This is a genomic window from Pararhodobacter sp., assembly GCF_034676545.1.
Lineage (GTDB): Bacteria > Pseudomonadota > Alphaproteobacteria > Rhodobacterales > Rhodobacteraceae > Pararhodobacter.
Window position 1 is genome coordinate 2,959,538 of sequence record NZ_JAUCBZ010000015.1, and the last position, 16,297, is coordinate 2,975,834.

Annotated in this window: 16 protein-coding genes and 3 pseudogenes; 10 read left to right on the forward strand and 9 right to left on the reverse strand. The window is 59.8% G+C overall.

Annotated elements, in window-relative coordinates:
- The first annotated feature begins 10 nt into the window (after nt 1–10).
- The 6 genes and pseudogenes from VDQ28_RS17885 to VDQ28_RS17910 all read left to right on the forward strand — a co-directional run.
- Nucleotides 11–760, forward strand: a complete 750-nt coding sequence (locus VDQ28_RS17885; RefSeq protein ID WP_323037218.1) for an SDR family oxidoreductase — start codon at nt 11–13, stop codon at nt 758–760.
- A 45-nt stretch (nt 761–805) separates the two neighbouring features.
- Entirely contained in the window at nt 806–1,855 is a 1,050-nt protein-coding gene (locus VDQ28_RS17890; RefSeq protein ID WP_323037219.1) for an aromatic ring-hydroxylating dioxygenase subunit alpha, read from the forward strand.
- Nucleotides 1,848–2,669 carry an alpha/beta hydrolase gene (locus VDQ28_RS17895; RefSeq protein ID WP_323037220.1) on the forward strand — a complete coding sequence of 274 codons (822 nt, stop codon included), beginning with the start codon at nt 1,848–1,850 and terminating at the stop codon, nt 2,667–2,669. The genes VDQ28_RS17890 and VDQ28_RS17895 overlap by 8 nt, the downstream gene beginning before the upstream one ends.
- A 35-nt stretch (nt 2,670–2,704) precedes the next feature.
- The gene (locus VDQ28_RS17900) at nt 2,705–4,111 is read left to right on the forward strand and encodes a nucleobase:cation symporter-2 family protein (protein WP_323037221.1); all 1,407 of its coding nucleotides are present in this window, start codon (nt 2,705–2,707) and stop codon (nt 4,109–4,111) included.
- 25 nt (nt 4,112–4,136) lie between these two features.
- The gene (locus VDQ28_RS17905) at nt 4,137–5,120 is read left to right on the forward strand and encodes a xylose isomerase (RefSeq protein WP_323037222.1); all 984 of its coding nucleotides are present in this window, start codon (nt 4,137–4,139) and stop codon (nt 5,118–5,120) included.
- 228 nt (nt 5,121–5,348) lie between these two features.
- Nucleotides 5,349–5,483: pseudogene (locus tag VDQ28_RS17910) on the forward strand (IS3 family transposase); the annotation flags it as partial.
- A gap of 167 nt (nt 5,484–5,650) precedes the next feature.
- On the opposite strand, the pseudogene VDQ28_RS17915 reads toward VDQ28_RS17910, so the two are convergent.
- Nucleotides 5,651–5,872, reverse strand: a pseudogene (locus tag VDQ28_RS17915) (IS5/IS1182 family transposase); the annotation flags it as partial.
- A gap of 336 nt (nt 5,873–6,208) precedes the next feature.
- Between VDQ28_RS17915 and VDQ28_RS17920 the strand changes: the two are divergent.
- Complete coding sequence (locus VDQ28_RS17920) at nt 6,209–7,645, forward strand: DUF6880 family protein (protein ID WP_323037223.1); 1,437 nt, start codon at nt 6,209–6,211, stop codon at nt 7,643–7,645.
- A 187-nt stretch (nt 7,646–7,832) separates the two neighbouring features.
- Here the strand turns inward: VDQ28_RS17920 and VDQ28_RS22665 are convergent.
- Nucleotides 7,833–8,052 (reverse strand): annotated as a pseudogene (locus VDQ28_RS22665) (hypothetical protein); the annotation flags it as partial.
- 220 nt (nt 8,053–8,272) lie between these two features.
- Between VDQ28_RS22665 and VDQ28_RS17930 the strand changes: the two are divergent.
- Nucleotides 8,273–9,172, forward strand: coding sequence for an MBL fold metallo-hydrolase (locus tag VDQ28_RS17930; protein WP_323037224.1), 900 nt, complete (start codon nt 8,273–8,275; stop codon nt 9,170–9,172).
- A 187-nt stretch (nt 9,173–9,359) separates the two neighbouring features.
- A complete protein-coding gene (gene dctP / locus VDQ28_RS17935) occupies nt 9,360–10,394 on the forward strand; it encodes a TRAP transporter substrate-binding protein DctP (protein ID WP_323037225.1) in 1,035 nt (344 codons plus the stop codon).
- A 123-nt stretch (nt 10,395–10,517) separates the two neighbouring features.
- On the opposite strand, the gene VDQ28_RS17940 is transcribed toward dctP, so the two are convergent.
- A complete protein-coding gene (locus VDQ28_RS17940) occupies nt 10,518–11,009 on the reverse strand; it encodes a class II aldolase/adducin family protein (RefSeq protein WP_323037226.1) in 492 nt (163 codons plus the stop codon).
- Nucleotides 10,990–11,295: a hypothetical protein gene (locus VDQ28_RS17945; RefSeq protein WP_323037227.1), complete on the reverse strand. Its 306-nt coding sequence runs from the start codon at nt 11,293–11,295 to the stop codon at nt 10,990–10,992. Before VDQ28_RS17945 ends, VDQ28_RS17940 begins: the two co-directional genes overlap by 20 nt.
- A 148-nt stretch (nt 11,296–11,443) precedes the next feature.
- Here VDQ28_RS17945 and VDQ28_RS17950 point away from each other — a divergent pair, with 148 nt between their 5' ends.
- Entirely contained in the window at nt 11,444–11,857 is a 414-nt protein-coding gene (locus VDQ28_RS17950; protein ID WP_323037228.1) for a hypothetical protein, read from the forward strand.
- A gap of 1 nt (nt 11,858) precedes the next feature.
- Here the strand turns inward: VDQ28_RS17950 and VDQ28_RS17955 are convergent, their stop codons facing one another.
- The 5 genes from VDQ28_RS17955 to VDQ28_RS17975 all read right to left on the reverse strand — a co-directional run bounded on the left by VDQ28_RS17955 (nt 11,859) and on the right by VDQ28_RS17975 (nt 16,273).
- Nucleotides 11,859–12,827, reverse strand: coding sequence for a fumarylacetoacetate hydrolase family protein (locus VDQ28_RS17955; RefSeq protein ID WP_323037229.1), 969 nt, complete (start codon nt 12,825–12,827; stop codon nt 11,859–11,861).
- A gap of 40 nt (nt 12,828–12,867) precedes the next feature.
- Nucleotides 12,868–14,028, reverse strand: a complete 1,161-nt coding sequence (locus tag VDQ28_RS17960; protein ID WP_323037230.1) for an alpha/beta hydrolase family protein — start codon at nt 14,026–14,028, stop codon at nt 12,868–12,870.
- Nucleotides 14,029–14,044: 16 nt separating this feature from the next.
- Nucleotides 14,045–15,169 carry an FAD-dependent oxidoreductase gene (locus VDQ28_RS17965; protein ID WP_323037231.1) on the reverse strand — a complete coding sequence of 375 codons (1,125 nt, stop codon included), beginning with the start codon at nt 15,167–15,169 and terminating at the stop codon, nt 14,045–14,047.
- Between the two features lie 94 nt (nt 15,170–15,263).
- Nucleotides 15,264–15,752: a LysR substrate-binding domain-containing protein gene (locus tag VDQ28_RS17970; protein ID WP_323037232.1), complete on the reverse strand. Its 489-nt coding sequence runs from the start codon at nt 15,750–15,752 to the stop codon at nt 15,264–15,266.
- Nucleotides 15,731–16,273, reverse strand: coding sequence for a LysR family transcriptional regulator (locus tag VDQ28_RS17975; protein ID WP_323037233.1), 543 nt, complete (start codon nt 16,271–16,273; stop codon nt 15,731–15,733). Before VDQ28_RS17975 ends, VDQ28_RS17970 begins: the two co-directional genes overlap by 22 nt.
- Nucleotides 16,274–16,297 lie beyond the last annotated feature (24 nt).

A 16,297-nucleotide genomic window follows, 5' to 3' on the forward strand; every position in this document is an offset into this window, starting at 1 on the left:
CGGCCCGACTATGGGATTGCTGAAAGACAAGACAATCATTGTGACCGGCGCAGGCGGCAACATCGGACAGGCCTATTGCGAGGGGTTTCTGACCGAGGGCGCGAATGTGTTGGCCGCCGATCTGAGCGATATTTCCGACACGGTACAAAGCTGGGGCGCCGGTGACCGGGTCAAAGCCTTCCGCGCCAATGTGCTGGAGCAAGACGATTGCGACGCGATGGCCAAAGCCGCCTTTGACACCTTCGGCCGCATCGACGGTATCGTCAACAATGCCGGCTTTTTCAAATCTGCGAGTTTCGGCAGCTTTATGGATATTGCGCCCGACGAATGGGACCTGTGCTATCAGGTCAACGTGCGCGGCACCTGGCAATGCTGCCGCGCGGTCTACCCGTATATGAAGACGCAGGGCGCGGGCCGGATCATCAATATCTCGTCGAACACCCCCTACAAGGGCATTCCGAATTTCCTGCATTATGTCTCGTCGAAAATGGCGATTGTCGGCCTGTCGCGGGCCTTGGCACGGGAAATTGGCGGCGATGGAATCATTGTCAATTCGCTCTGCCCCGATCTGATCCCCGACGATGATATCATCGAGCGCCAAGGCACCGCCGCGAACGAGCGCACGGTCAGCGAGCGCTGCATCAAGCGCACGCAATTGCCCGAGGATATGGTCGGTGCAGCGGTCTTTTTGCTGAGCGATATGTCGGGATTCATCACCGGACAAAGCCTGCTGGTCAACGGCGGCGCGCATTTCAATTAGAGCCAGCCACCCGGTGGCCCCTCCCCTTCAAAACTGGAGCAAATCATGCTTGATACTTCCCTCAAATCTCCCGCACCCGAGGACAACCCAACCTATCGCGCGCTGCGCAATTTCTGGCATCCGGTGTGTTATGCCAATGAGCTTGGCACCACCAAACCCTTGGGCGTGACACTGCTGGGAGAAAAGGTCGTGGTGGCGCGGCTGGGCGAAAAAGTGGTCGCCATGTATGACCGCTGCCCGCACAAGGGCGCAGCGCTGTCGTTGGGTCAGGTGTTGGATTGCAAGCTCGAATGCCCCTATCACGGCTGGCAGTTCGATGACGAAGGCAAATGCGTGCGCATCCCGGCCCGCGAAGAGGTCACCGCGACGCTCAACCGTCACGCGACGACCTATCACGCCGCCGAAGCCTCGGGCATGATTTGGGTCTGTCTGGCCGAGACGCCGAAATACGACATTCCGAAATTCCCCGAGCTGAATGACCCCAGCTACCGCGTGCTGCAAGGCGAGGTCTATGTGTGGAAAACCTCGACCCCGCGGCGATTGGAGAATTTCGTCGATTTCGCGCATTTCGCCTTTGTTCATGACGGCACCATCGGCAGCCGCGAGAACCCGCGCGTCGATGCGGTCAAGGTCTGGCGCGAGGACAACGTGCTGCGTTTCGACCGCAGCGGCGTCAAGGAACCGGGCGACCCCAAGAAGAAAAAGATGATGGGGATCGACGACCAATGGATCGAGCCGACCAACGTCTACCATGTGACCATGCCGCATACCGTTCACCTCAAGCGCTTGTTCCCCAAAGACAATCGCTATGTGCTGTTCATGGCCTCCTCGCCAGTGGATGCCACCACGACGCGCAATTTCTGGTTCCAGGCGCGCGATTTCGGCACCGAGCCCGAGCATGACGCGTTTTTCATGGATTTCGAGGCCAAGGTTCTGGATGAGGACAAGGACATCATCGAAAGCCAGACCCCGATCCAGATGGATCTGACGGGCGAGCTTGCGCGGTTGGAGATGCCGGTGCGTCATGCCGATATCGTCACCGTTGAATATCGTCGCTGGCTCAACGAATTGACGGCGGAATTCACCGATGTCTGAAGCGGCTTCCAGCTTCATCACCGGTGCGGCGGGGCGGATACACATCCGCGATTTCGGCGGTGACGGCCCGATGATCTTGGCGATGCATGGCGTGACAGGGGGTGCCTTCCTTTGGGAAGGTGTCGCCGCCGCGCTGGCGGGGCGCGCGCGGCTTGTGGCAATGGATTTTCGGGGCCACGGGCAAAGCGACTGGAGCGACGCGCGGCAGTATTCCACGAACGACTACGCTGTGGATCTGACTGCGGTTCTGGCCGCACTTGCCCCCAACACGCCGCCCATCCTGATGGGCGCGTCTTGGGGCGCCTTGGCGGCGATCCAGGTTGCCGCAGACCAACCCGACGCGGCCTCGGGGCTGATTGTCGTCGATGTTGAACCCTCGTTCGAGGCGTCTGCGACGGATGTTTTCCCCCGCCCCTATAAATTCGCGGACTTTGACGCGTTGCTGGCATGGGAGCGCAAGGCCAACCCCGCCGCACCCGATGCGGCGCTGGCGGCTTTTGCCCAAGGCTCGGTGACCACCACCGCCGAGGGCGCGCTGCTGCGCCGCCATGATCCGTTCTTCTTGACCCGCTGGCCATTTCGTGACGATGACCTGTGGGCCGAGCTTGCCGCCGTGCAATGCCCGACCTTGGTATTGAACGGTGACCGCACGTTTGTGCGCCGCGATGTTTGCGAGAAAATGGCCAAAACCGCGCCCAAGGGCCGCTTTGCCGGGATCGAGAATTCCGGCCATCTCATTCCCCTTGAACAACCAGACACGCTGGCCGCGCTTATCGGGGAGTTCATCAACCGCGACCTAAAATCAGTGACGTAGACAACACTTGCATCGAAAAACAGGGAGATACTTCGATGACTACCGAACAAACCGTCCATCCGGCGGACCAGGTTCCACCCGGTCCGCAACTCTTCGCACTCGGATTGCAGCATGTGCTTGTGATGTATGCGGGCGCCATTGCCGTGCCGCTCATTATCGGTGGCGCAATCGGGCTGCCCAAAGAAGAAATCGCGTTTCTGATTAGTGCTGACCTGTTCGTCACCGGCATTGTTTCGATCATCCAATCAATGGGATTTTGGCGTTTCGGCGCGCGTATTCCCGTCATGATGGGGGTGACCTTCGCCTCCGTGCCGCCGATGATCCTGTTTGCAAATGATCCCAACCTTGGACTTCCGGGCATTTATGGCGCGGTGATCGGGGCGGGCATCGTCGTGTTGCTCATTGCACCGTTCATCAGTCGCATGATCCGGTTCTTTCCGCCGGTGGTTACCGGCACGGTGATTTCGGTGACCGGACTAGCCCTCATGCCGATTGGCATCAACTGGGCGGCCGGCGGTCAGCCGATGGTCACGCGAGTCGTGGACGGTGTGCGCAGTCGCGTGCCCAACCCTGAATATGGCTCGCTTGAGTTTCTGGGCCTGTCGATTCTGGTCTTGCTGATCATTCTGGCGGTAACCCGGTTCGGGCGTGGTTTTGTTTCAAATATCGCCGTTCTGATCGGCCTTGCCGGCGGCTTTGCGATCACGCTGTTCTTGGGCCGGGTCGAGTTCGAGGGCGTGGCCGAAGCCAGCTGGTTCGCGGTTATCACGCCGTTCCACTTTGGTTTTCCGATTTTCAACATCGGCGCAATTTTCTCGATGAGCATCGTTATGGTCATCGTGATGGTCGAGACGGCAGGCATGTTGCTGGCGGTTGGTGAAATGGTCGATCGCCCGATGGATGAAAAGCGCATGGCAGACGGGCTGCGCGTGGATGGCCTGGGCTCGATCATCGGCGGTATCTTCAACACCTTCCCCTATGTGTCCTATTCGCAAAACGTCGGCTTGGTCGGTGTAACCGGGGTGAAAAGCCGCTGGGTTTGCGTGATGGCCGGCGCCATCATGATCATGCTGGGTCTGGTGCCCAAACTGGCGGTGATTGCGGCGTCGATCCCGATCTACGTTCTGGGCGGCGCGGGCATTGTTATGTTCGGCATGGTGTGCGCAACGGGGATCCGGATCTTGTCCAAGGTGGACTATGCCGAGCGTGGAAACCTGTTCATCGTCGGGGTGAGCGTCGTGTTGGGCATGATCCCGGTGCTGTCGCCAACCTTCTACTCGCATGCCCCGGCCTTTTTGGCGCCGATCACCCACAGTGGCATCGTGATGTCGGCAATCTCGGCGTTCATGCTGAACCTGTATTTCTCGCATCTGGGTGGCCGCAAGCCTGGCTTGCCCAAGACACTGAACCCGCTCGCAGAAACGGTTGCAGCTGGCGAATAAGCCGGCACTAAAAAAGGAAGCAGCAATGTCAATGAACGGAATATCACTGGGGTGTAACGGTCGCGGTCTTCAACACACGCGCCCGCTCTCGGTGGACGAACAGTTTTTGTTGCTGCGTGAAAGCGGGGTATTCGATCACTTTGATCGAATACCTCTACCGGGCGAAGAACGCGCCTATGTGGACGCCTCCAACAAATACGGCATCCCGATGACCACCGGGTTGTGGACCTATCAGATCGGGCGCGATGAAGGATTGATCAAAACCAATCTGGAATGGGCAAAGCGCGCCGGGGCGAAATGCCACAATCTGATGATCCTGACAGAACACGCCAAGGGTCATGTTGTTACCGATGACGAGGTGGTGGAGTTCTATCTGCGCGCCCATGAGATCGGTGACGCCATGGGAATCACGGTCTGCACCGAAGTTCATATCTATATGTATACCGAGGATTTTCGCCGGGTGACGCCAATTGCCGACAAGATCCGCGCGCATGGCATCCCGTTTAACTTCGCCCTTGATCATAGCCATGTGTTGCTCAAGATCGAAGACCCAGAGGAACAGGATGCATCGGGGATTCGTGACGCACTGGCGGATGGTTCGCTGATTATCGACCCCTATGAAACGGGCAATGTGATCGACGCATGGATCGCGCAGGATATGGTGGTCTGGCTTCAGGTGCGCCCCGTGTCGCCGTCTGGCCCCAAGAACACCTCGATGATTGGCACGGGTGGGCGCTGGGGCCGTGCTTGTCAGTATCCGTTCATGCGCCCGAAGCCGGGCGAGTGGGATCACCCGTGGCATGCCCACCGTGTCGAGCCGTGCAAACATGTGGTGCGCAAGATGTTTGAACACCACCGGACCTCGACCAAAAGTCCGTTGCAGTGGATCACCACTGATATGATCGACATGCCCGATTATGGCGGTGGCGTCGGGTATTCACTGTTCGAGCAAAACGTCGCACTCGCGGATTGGATGCGTTCGCTCTGGAATGATCCGCTAGGCCATTGACGCCGCTCACGGCGTCATTGGCAGGGCAAACGCGCCGCGCAGATGGCCGAGCCTGTTGCAAACCAACTTCCCAGCCTCAGCACCCCTCAGCGTTATGTCGAGGGGTGCCTTTTTTTCGTGAAAATCCCGCGCTGCAATGCACCCACGCATTCCCGTCTGCGCCTCGGTTGGGGCGCGAGACCCCCTCAAGCCGCGCGAAATTGGGTGCCCGGTCCGGCGCGCGCCGTGATCGGCATCCGTGGTGCGGTGCGTGGAAAGGAGGTCAAAACTACGTTTCCTGCCACCTTGGCCCCCTGCCCGCATGACAAGGTGAACCGAGCGTTCCGGGCCCCTGAACCGAACGTGGGCATCTGGATTACAAACCATTTTCGTGGCCGCGCGGTGGTGAGTTTGGCGTGACGCCCGAGGAGGTCGGTTGTCAGTCTGGTGCCCCGGGTCTGTCACGGCACGGTGTCCGTCACGGCGCAATGTCTGTCACATCTGGCTTTTCCGGCCTTGCGGCTTGATCCGCTCGCTGGTTTGCCCGGCGTTCATGCTGCGCACGGCGTGATGCGACACGATTGGGCAAGGCGGCGCATGTTGTAGACAAGATTTTTCATCCCGATCTTGGCCTTGTCCCACACCAGGCCGATCGTGCGCACCAGGGTGCCGCCCATGTCGTTGGCCTGCGCACCGAAGACATATTCGACACGGACCCGCACGGTGGATTTGGTCCGGTTGCTGCCCTTGGCCTGTTCGGTCAACGGCTTGCCCGTCGCCCGGCGGGAGCCGTCGACGATCAGCACGCGGAAATCGAAATGATGCGTTGCCGTTTCGCCATTCGGCCTCACCCATTTGAACGGAACCTGGTTCTCAAGGCCCACCACATCGGGTCGCGCGATGGCCACGAGAGCGGTGCACAGCTCGGTGTGGCGCTCGATATCCGTGGTCCGACCCTCGTCAGGCGAAAAGGTGAATTGGCCGGTGACAGAGCCAACGCCATGTGGCGCTCGGTGACGACTCGCGCGATATAGCAGCAATCCGATTGTGGTTTCGCCCGCGCACGGGCAAGCTGCGCCAAGACCCATAAGACCGGATACTTAATTGATATGTCAAAGAAGACGCTCAATCAAAGCAACCTTGAAAAGCTCGGCCCTGAAAAGCTCGCCGCGCTGGTGATGGACCTCGTGCAAGGCAGCGCCGCGCTTCAGCGCCGGGCGCGGATGGAGCTGAGTGCCGCGCAAGGCCCCAAAGACGTGGCCGCCGATCTGCGCAAGCGCTTTGCCTCGCTGCGCCGCTCAACCAGTTATGTGGACTGGCAAAAGCAACGCGCTTTGGTCAAGGATCTCAACGGCCTGCTATCAATGATCGACACGGTGATAACACCACAAGACCCGCTTGAGGGTTTCGAGTTGCTCTGGTCTTTCCTGCTGCTGGCCCCGTCGATTTATGAGCGCACGGACGATAGCAACGGCGTGATCGGCGATGTTTTTGGCGAGGCCGTGGACAGGATCGAGCACCTGTCCCCCAAGATCAGCCTTGACGCCAAATCTCTGGCCGAGCGCATTCTCGAGGCGGTGACCGATGCCGGCTATGGCGAATTCGACGGCATCATCCCGGCCACCGCGGATGCCTTGGGCGCTGAGGGGCTGGAGCATCTCAAGACGATCACCAAGGCTTGGGAAGCCGCCCCGCCAAGCGCGCAGGACCTGGAGCGCTATCGGGGTTACGGGCTCTCTTCCGCGCCCGAGGACGCTGTGCTGCGCAACAAGCAGCTGACATCCTCGATCATCCTTGCGGATGTGGCCGACGCCCAAGGCGACGTTGACGCCTATATGGCGCGCTATTCGGCCGAGCAATTGACCTATGGCACCATCGCCCCCGACGTCGCGCGCCGCTTGCTGGACGCGGATCGTGTCGACGAGGCTTACAAGATCATCATGGGCGCAAAGGCCGCCGAGGACGGAAAACCGTTCCGCATGTTCCGCCACGATCTCGATGCCGTCTACGAGGAGTGCCTTGAACGGCTGGGCAAGACGGATGACCTGAAGGCCCATCTGTGGGACAGTTTCGCGCAAACCCTCAGCGACCGCAGCCTGCGCGCCTATCTGAAACTCCTGCCGGACTTCGACGATATCGAGGCCGAGGAAAAGGCGCTGGATCTGGCGGAAACACACCCGCATCTGGGCGCCGCGCTGAACTTCCTCATCGGCTGGCCCGCCCCTGCGCGTGCCGCAGCCGTTGTCCTGTCGCGGGCCAAGGATCTCGACGGGAATTCCTACGATACGCTCACGGCGGCGGCGGATGCGCTAGACGCAGGGCACCCGCTGGCCGCAACTCTCCTGCGCCGCGCGATGATCGAGGACACGCTGAACGGTGCGAAATCAAAGCGCTACCGCTATGCCGCCGGCCATCTCGCCGAATGCGCGGCCAGCCACCCCCACATTGAAAAGTATCACGGCTTTCCGACACATGAGCGCTTCGTCGAGGCGCTGAAGCAAAAACATGGTCGCAAATACGGCTTCTGGACGCTGGTCGAGGGATGATATCAGGCCCTTGGCCGCGCCTCAGAGCCGATCGTGCGCGGTCGGAACGATGGTTTCGGGCGATGACGGGAATGTCGGATTTTCCAATCGGCCGCCAAGCCTTTCTGACACTGACCTTGAGCGGCAAATCTACCCGTGGACGGCAGATGATGTGTCAAACCGTGCGACCCAACCCGACTGGGCTTCTATCAGTGAGGATTTGGCGTTTTCGACCTTTGATCCGCTTGCCCATTGCCCGGCAACACAGGCTTGCGTGTGTGAGAGGGGGCATCGTCGCCGGAAAGGGAGATGTTTTCAGAGGTTTTCACGCTCTGGCTGTCGATCACACCGGCAGTCGGCTGCACGTCGCGTCCTGCCGCGAAGCGCGCGGCCGCGACCGGGTGGCGGTTGATCTCGGCCAGCAGGCCATCCTGATCTCCGTTTTGTTTCGCAACCGAACAGAACCACAACCTGCTGAATTCACCTAATCCGTTTCAGATCGGACATTTGGAAACATCATGGAGAACATCGATACCTCATATTGATACAAGCAATTTTTGTGATGATGATTGATCTGCTACTGTTTGGACAACTCAACATGCGCGCCTCGTGTTCGCGCCGCCAAGTTTCAAACACAAGGATTGCTCCATGGCCCCTAAACCCTCCACCTTCACCACATTGGGGACCGCTGGCGGACCCGTGCCAAATCCCCAGCGCGCGCAACCCGCGCATGTATTGATGCATGGTGAAGAACCCATCTTGATTGATTGTGGCGATGGTGCCGTTGGACAGTTGATCCGCGCGGGTGTCGATTACCGCTCTGTGAACCGTGTTTTCCTGTCGCATCACCATTTCGACCATATCGGCGGCTTGTTTGCGCTGCTTGGCGTCAACATGATGACGATGCGCAAGACGCCGTTGACGATCTACGGCCCTCCCGGCACCAAGGCGATCGTCGATGGGATCGTCGCGGCCAGCAGCGGACCGAATGAGATCGGCTTTGGCGTGCCGGGTCAGGCGCTGCCAAAGATCAGCGACTTTGTGTCTGTGCGGGAAATCACCCCCACCGACACCGTCACGCTTGACGGCTTGACCGTGACCTGTTGCGAAAACACGCATTACCGTCCCGAGGCTGAACTGGGCACGCCCGGCCCGCTGTCTCTGTCCTTGCGCTTTGATCTGGCGGATCGCAGCGTTCTTTTTACCGGCGATACCGGGCCCTGCAAGGCGGTCGAAGCCTTGGCGAAGGGCGTCGATCTTGTCATCGGCGAAATGATGGATATCGAGTTGATCATGGGTCGAATCCGGGCGGCAAATCCGAACCAGTCCGCAGCTCACATCGCCAAAATCCAAACCCACATTTCGGACCATCACATCACCGCCGAGCAATTGGCGGACCTGGCCGAAGGCGCAGGGGCCAGCCATGTGGTCGCCACGCATCTGCCGCCGGGCGTTGCCACGCCAAAGACCGCCCCCGAGTATGCCGCCCGCATTCAGGCACGGTTTTCGGGCAGCGTGTCGATCAGTCAGGATCTGGAAAGCTACTGACACAGGCAATTGGGCTTGGCGGCGCGGCGATGATCACACGCGCCCGTGCCAAGCCCCTGCACTTGAAAAGTGTAACGCTCAGGTATTCGCGGAATCGATAGATCCAATTCAATCAATCAAATATGCGAACGATCCGGTTGCCGTTAAACTCAACGCACAAAGATTTTCTACTTCTGGGAGGAACACCATGAAAACGACACTGATAGCCGGCCTGATGGCGGCGACAGCCCTGATGACCCCATTTGCTGCGACTGCGGAAACCCTGGCATTCGGCACCGGCAATAGCGCCGAAGCTCCAGTGGTCCGCATGATCTTTACGCCCTGGGCCGAGCGGGTGAACGCGCAGGGTGGTGACGCCCTGAACATCGAAATGCGTCATGGGCGCATGATCATCACCCCGGACAATTTTGTTGACCGGCTGATTGATGACGTCGTGCAGATCACCTGGGGCCTTGCGGTCTACCAGCCCGGCAACTTCCCGCGGTCTCTGGTGTCAACCATGCCGCTGATGACCGAAAGCTCGGCGGCGGCGGCGATGGCCTTTTGCCGCCTGTATGAAAATGGCGACTTCGGCGCAGAATGGGAGAATTATATCCCGCTGCTGTATGTGCCCTTCCCGCAGGTGGGCGCGCATCTGAATGGTGAACCGCTGACCAGCATGGAAGACCTTGCCGGCATGAAAATCATGACCGGCAGCCCCATCGCGGCGGGCATCGTTCAGGCCTATGGCGGAACGCCCCTGTCGATCCAGCTTCCAGAGCAATATCAGGCACTTCAGCGCGGCACGGCCGACGGCACATTCATGTCCTGGACCGCCTTCCCCGCCTTCAACCTGCAAGAGGTTACGACCGATCACCTGATCGCCCCGCTTGGCGGTGCCACCGGGATCGCCTTCATGAGCCGCGCGCGGTTCGAAGCTCTGTCGCCCGAAGCGCAAGAGGTTCTGCGGGCGAATTCCGGCTGCGACGAAGCGGCCAGAACGGGTGCGATCGTTGACGGCTGGGAAAACGGCGCCCGCGACCGCGTTGCAGCCATGGACGGGCACACCATCACAACGCTGTCGAGCGAGGGCTTGGCGGAATTGTCGGATCGCGTGATGGCCAACGTGATCGCCGGTTTCGACGGTCGCGTTCCCGGAGGTGCAGATCTGATCGCGACCTGGCAGGCTGCCGTGGCACAAGCCGCGATTGACGCGCCCGAAATCCTTGCGCAAGAGCGGTAAGATCGCGCGGCGTTGGTCTTGTGACCGAATGCACGATCCGATCCTCAAGACCCTCAAATGACATCAAAAAGGCCGGCGGTGATACCGCCGACCTTTCCAATGGTGAGGTCCAATGGGTTTTGATCAACTGTCGAAACCCGGAAACTGACGCCGCGCCTTGCGCAACTGGGCCTGCCAAGGACCGGCGCTGAACGGGGTGGCGCGGCTCCAGGTGCCCTTGGCCTCTTTGGCGGCGCGGTCGATGATCTCTTGGTCGATGAGATAGGGCTCAAGGCCGCCAGGCCCCGTGCCACTGGCGATCCGCACCGAACAGGCGCGGTTCAACATATAGGCCAGAAAATACGCCTCTTTCACCGAATGCCCCCAAACAATCATGCCGTGCCCCCGCAGCAAGGTCACTTGGCTTTGCTTGAAGCAGGCCACCAGCTTTTTCGCTTCATTCGGGCCGGTCAGAAAGCCCTCATAGTCGTGATAGGCAACCTCACCAATCCAGATCGCCCATTGATTGTTGCGCACCAGCCCTTGTTTTTGCATCGAGACACCGATGGTGTTGAAGGAATGCGCATGGATCACGCACTTGGCCTCAGGGATCGCGTCATAGACTCTTTTGTGCATCGGATAATCCAGCGGCTTGAGGGGTTTCGCCTGCGCATACTCGAAATCCGCGCGACCGGTTATCGACCAGATCGACCAGCGCGTCAAAATTCCGGTCCCAGTCCTCAAAGATCTCGTGGGTATCCCGGTAGAGATCCGACAGATTGATTGCTTGCCCATCGGCACGCACCAAACCGGGAACCTTCGTATCCCCCAGCACGTATGTCCCGATCCCGAAGGTGTTTTCAAATAGACCCGTCGCCGGGTTGACGATACGGTTTCCCGTAGTCACGATTTCCTTTTGCATAGGTGGAATTGAGAAGAATGACCCGCCGCCCCACTCAGTTTGTGCAGACCGATGCCCCCGATTGAGCCGTCGCTGACACCGCGCAAGCGGCCCACGCAGACGCGCTCAAAGCTGTTGGTGGATTCGATCCTCGAGGGGGGCGGTTCGCGTGCTTGAGGCGCGTGGACGGGCGGAGTTCACGACCACCGCCATCGCCGAGCAAGCCGGCATGGCGATCGAACAGGCGGTAGCGGTGTTGATCCATGCGTTGGCACGGGACAGGCCCTCGACTCGATTGTCGCGAATCCTCGAGGAAGAGGAAGAACGCCTGCCGCGAACCCCCGAGTTGATCGAGATAGAGGCCGCCATTCGCGACACCTCTGCCCAGTTCTTTCGGCTGTTGTTTGCCGGGCGTTTGCCCAATCCCCGCATAGAAATCCTTACCCTTGATGCCTTCAAGATCGCGCGTGCCATGTTCGATGGCCCGCAAGCCGATGTCGACCCAACCGGGCCCGACGCGCTGCCGGTCAGGATCGCCAATGTGATCCTTGGATATTTTGACCGCGTCTTGCGAGACACCTGAATTACGACCCGCCCGCAACAACGGCTTGGTCGATCACCCCGAACAGCGGCTGCCCGTCACGCGCGCGGCATTCCATGCGGACACGGTCACCGAACTGCATGTAGGGCGTCTGCGCAGCGCCCAGATCGAGCAGTTCAATGCCGCGTCGTTCGGCGATGCATGACGACCCGATCTCGCGGAAATTTTCGTTCGAGACCGTGCCGGAGCCAATGATCGTGCCCGCCACCAAGACGCGGGTGCGGGCGGCATGGGCCACCAGTTCATCAAAACCAAACGACATGGGGTAGCCCTCGGCCGCGCCGAAACGTGCGCCGTTCAGATCGACAATCAGCGGCAGGTCCACGCGGCTGTCGCGCCACGCCTCGCCCAACTCGTCTGGCGTCACGGCAACCGGCGCCACCGAGCACGCGGGCTTGGCCTGCACCCAGCCAAAGCCGGTTTTCATCTCGATCGGGGCCAGTGTGCGCAAAGACCAATCGTTGATCTGCACCAACAGGCGGATGTGACCTTGTGCGGTTGCGGCATCGGTGCCCATCGGCACGGCATCGCAAATCACCCCGAATTCGCCCTCAAAATCAATGCCATCCGCCTCGGACGGCAGGGGAACATCGGCGGTGGCCGCCAGGAACTGATGCGACATGCCTTGATACATCAGCGGGCGGCCCTTGGGCGTCGGGTCCATTTTGAAGACTTTTTGCATCAGATCGCCGTGGCTGTCATAGGCCGATCCGTCCAGCCATTGCCACGCGCGCGGCAGCGGCGCCAGCGCCTGTGCCGCGTCAAAATCAGCGCCACCGCCTGCATTCAGCGCGGCATATTGCGCCTCAAGCTGCGGGGCGAACCCGTCCCAGTTTTCCAGCAGCGCCTGCATCGTCTGCGCCCCTTGCGCGGGTTCAATCCGGCGCTGATCACGGCTTACAACATGCAGGCGACCGTCTGGGGTTCCATCGGGCAATGTGGTCAGTTTCATAGGTTACTCCGTGTAATTGTGCGCCGGAAAACTGGGATCGTCACGAAGTCCGTCCACCCAGCGTTTCCGCGAACCAATCGGCGATATAGTCGCGCCCGAAACTCATGTTGTCCGCGCCGACATGTTCGACACCGCCTTCGCGCGGGGTGAAAATCTTCAGCGCGCGTTTGGGTGAATTCACCAGCTGGTCATAGCTTTGGTGTGCATAGTCGAGCGCAATTTGCCGGTCTTGCGCGCCATGTGTCACCAAAAAGGGAACGCGGATCTTCTCCATCTGGCCGTTCAGGTTCATGCCCTCGGCCTTTTGGAAAAACTCGGCGCTATCCTTGGCGCCAAACACCCATTCGACGTGTTTCCAATAATGCGGAACCGGGTTTTCGCCTTCACGCTTGAGACGGCGTTGCTGCACTTCGGCCCAGTTGTGGTTCGCCCCCCAAACCGCGCCCGACGCAAAGCGGGGCTCGTTGGCGCAGACGCGCGGCGCATAATACCCGCCCAGCGAAATGCCGGTGATACCGATGCGGTTTTCATCAACATCGTCGCGCGCGCCGAGGAAATCGAACACCGGCGTGCCCCATTTTTCACTGTCGAAATGCGCGTATTGCTCCAGTTTGCGCAGCGACTCCCCGGTGCCCGGCTGATCGACGCACAGCGTGGAAATCCCCCGCTTGGCCAGCGCGTGTGGCAGGCGCGACCAATACAGCAGCTCTTTGCAGCTATCGAGGCCGTTGAGGTAGACGACCGTTGGCGCCGGGCCGTCAACGCCCTCGGCACGGGTGTAGAGCGCCGGCAAGTGCAGATCACCGTAAGGCACCAACACCCGTTCGACATTGTCACGCGAAAACTGCGTGCCCTTGGCGAAAGCGGCCAGCGCCTTGTCGAAGGTTTCCATGCGGCCGGGATGGCCGTGACCCTGCATCCGCTCGGCCGTGAAATAGTAAAGTGCGGCGCGTTGCAGCTTTGGCCCGGCAGACAGCAAGCGCCCCTCGGCTTCGTCCTCGGACGCCAGATCCACCAGTTTATCCGCGACCTTCATCCATTCGCGCATGAAATCCATCGTGCCGGCATCTTCACCAGCTTGCGCCTTGGCCAATAATGGCTGGCACATGTCCATGATCTCGCCCAGTTCCGCACCGCTGGCCATCGCGATGGAGACCGAGAGGTTCCAGACATAATTCGGGAAGTAGTCAAACATGGCCATCGGGTGTCACCTTGTCTCAGATGGGTTGCGCCACAAGGGCGAGGGTCTTGGCGGTCAGCGCACCGACATCAACGGGCGGAATTTTCCCCATCTGCGCGTCACCGATCATCAGCGAGGTCTTGGCGACCTGCTCGACACGCGGCCACCTGCGGGTGCGGTACGCGGTGAAAGCAGCCTCCAGCGTGTCAGCGGCGTCGAGTTCATCGGCCAGAACCAGCGCGTCCTCGATCGCCATGCCAGCACCCTGCCCTTGATGCGGGGTCGCCGCATGCACGGCATCGCCCAGCAGAACGACGCGGCCCTTGTGCCACTCCCCTTCCAGCAAGATGACCTCCATCGGACGCCCCACGACGCCCGCGTCATCGGTCATATGCACCAACTGCGCGGCCACTTGTGGCGGGGCCATCCGGGCGGCACGCGTGCGCATCGCCTCGGCCGCGCCAGCCACCGGCTGTTTGAAATTCTCGGCCTCTTGGGTGACCAGGAACATATACATCAGATCGGCTGACATCGGCACCAGCCCGGCGTTGCAAGGTCCGGCGAAAACATGGATGCCATCAAGTTCCGGCACGCGGGGCAAGTTGTAACGCCAGACCCACTGCCCCGTGTAGCGCGGTTTGGGGGCATCGGGGAAAATCGTGCGGCGGGTTTGCGAGAACAGCCCATCGGCACCGATCACCACGTCATAGCGCCCCGCCGTGCCATCAGAAAACGTGACGTCCACGCCGTCGCCATCCTCCGTCATCGTGGCCACCGTCAGACCAAGACGCACCTTGGCGCCCACTTCGGCGGCCTTGTTGGCCAGAACCTTTTGCAATTCCGTGCGTCGAATTCCGACATTCGACGGATACTCTGGCCCGGCAAGGCGCGGTGTGTCGAACTTGGCGACCTGTTTGCCCTCTGGCCCCGCAAAAATGGTCGTGCTGTCAAACCCTTGCGAACGCGACAGAAAATCCTTGAGCGCACCGATCTGATCCATCGCGCGCACCACATTCAGTTGCTGGATGATGCCAACGCCGTACACACTCCAGTCCGGATCACGCTCGATGATCTCGACCGGAATGCCTTTGCGGCGCAGCGCAATGCCAGCCGTCAAGCCGCCAATGCCGCCACCCACAATCAATGCTGAAGAAATGTGCACGTCAAAGCCTCCCTCTGGTTGCCACGACAGTAGGGAAGGTCAACGCATTTGAAAAATTGAAAAGAACAATCGGTCTTATCTGTTATATCAATACTCAGCGGATTTGCGACGCCGCATTCTTGAGGAGATCGCGCAACCAGATGATCCCATGATCATTGTCGCGGTACGCGTGCCATTGAACCATCATACGCAAAGGCGACAAGTCGATGGGCATCGGATAAATGACCAACTCGTTCGCAGCGGCCTGCACGCGTGCAAGGCTTGCATGAATCGTCGCCACGCGGTCGGTGCCAGTGATTAAATGCGGAAGCGTCGAAAATGAATAGGACTGAACATCGACACGCCGCGTGACCCCATGTTTCGCCAACATATACGTCTCGCCTGACTTTGCGGCATTGGGCAGTGACATGATCGCATGCGATGCGGCTTCGTAGGTCGCCTTGTCCATCGTGACGTTGCCGTATTTGCCGTCTTTCCAGGCGGCGACGACGTATTTATCTTCGAACAACAAGGCCGACGGATGCTCTTCGGTCACAAAGACATCCGGCGTGATCAGCAGGTCTATTTCGCCATGTTCAAGCATGACCTGCGGCGAGTGTGCCGGCGGCCAAAGTTCAACCGGACCTTGGCCCCTTGTGCGTTCAGCGTGCGAAACACAATCGGCATCAGCACCCGCATCATGTAATCTGACAAGAGGATGCTGAACTCTCTGGTAGACACTGTGGGATCAAACTCTGGCTGCGAGGAAATCGTCGCTTCGATCCTGAACAAAATATCGCGGACGGGCGCGCGCATTGCCTCTGCGCGTGGGGTCAGCTCCATTTTCTTGCCAACTTGCACCAAGAGCGGGTCGTCAAAATAGGTGCGCAATCGCATGAGCGCATTGGACATGGCCGACTGGCTCATGAACATTTTTTCCGCAGCAGCAGAGACCGAGCGCAGCTCAATCATGTGGTCCAGCGCGACCAACAAGTTCAGATCAAGCTTTTTGAACCGCATTGATGCTCTCCCACTGTTCCCACACTCATCGTAGCGCGCAGGCGTGTGCATTTCAATAATCCATAGGTGACATTGAGTAATACAATTTCCCACATGCATCGCCATTGGCTACACCTGAGGAATGACAAC

What these genes read in the sequence shown, in the direction of transcription:
- VDQ28_RS17885 (WP_323037218.1), top strand. Translation starts at nt 11, where the DNA reads ATGGGATTGCTGAAAGACAAGACAATCATTGTGACCGGCGCAGGCGGC.
- VDQ28_RS17890 (WP_323037219.1), top strand. Translation starts at nt 806, where the DNA reads ATGCTTGATACTTCCCTCAAATCTCCCGCACCCGAGGACAACCCAACC.
- VDQ28_RS17895 (WP_323037220.1), top strand. Translation starts at nt 1,848, where the DNA reads ATGTCTGAAGCGGCTTCCAGCTTCATCACCGGTGCGGCGGGGCGGATA.
- VDQ28_RS17900 (WP_323037221.1), top strand. Translation starts at nt 2,705, where the DNA reads ATGACTACCGAACAAACCGTCCATCCGGCGGACCAGGTTCCACCCGGT.
- VDQ28_RS17905 (WP_323037222.1), top strand. Translation starts at nt 4,137, where the DNA reads ATGTCAATGAACGGAATATCACTGGGGTGTAACGGTCGCGGTCTTCAA.
- VDQ28_RS17920 (WP_323037223.1), top strand. Translation starts at nt 6,209, where the DNA reads ATGTCAAAGAAGACGCTCAATCAAAGCAACCTTGAAAAGCTCGGCCCT.
- VDQ28_RS17930 (WP_323037224.1), top strand. Translation starts at nt 8,273, where the DNA reads ATGGCCCCTAAACCCTCCACCTTCACCACATTGGGGACCGCTGGCGGA.
- dctP (WP_323037225.1), top strand. Translation starts at nt 9,360, where the DNA reads ATGAAAACGACACTGATAGCCGGCCTGATGGCGGCGACAGCCCTGATG.
- VDQ28_RS17940 (WP_323037226.1), bottom strand. Translation starts at nt 11,009, where the DNA reads ATGCACAAAAGAGTCTATGACGCGATCCCTGAGGCCAAGTGCGTGATC.
- VDQ28_RS17945 (WP_323037227.1), bottom strand. Translation starts at nt 11,295, where the DNA reads ATGCAAAAGGAAATCGTGACTACGGGAAACCGTATCGTCAACCCGGCG.
- VDQ28_RS17955 (WP_323037229.1), bottom strand. Translation starts at nt 12,827, where the DNA reads ATGAAACTGACCACATTGCCCGATGGAACCCCAGACGGTCGCCTGCAT.
- VDQ28_RS17960 (WP_323037230.1), bottom strand. Translation starts at nt 14,028, where the DNA reads ATGGCCATGTTTGACTACTTCCCGAATTATGTCTGGAACCTCTCGGTC.
- VDQ28_RS17970 (WP_323037232.1), bottom strand. Translation starts at nt 15,752, where the DNA reads ATGCTTGAACATGGCGAAATAGACCTGCTGATCACGCCGGATGTCTTT.
- VDQ28_RS17975 (WP_323037233.1), bottom strand. Translation starts at nt 16,273, where the DNA reads ATGGCGATGCATGTGGGAAATTGTATTACTCAATGTCACCTATGGATT.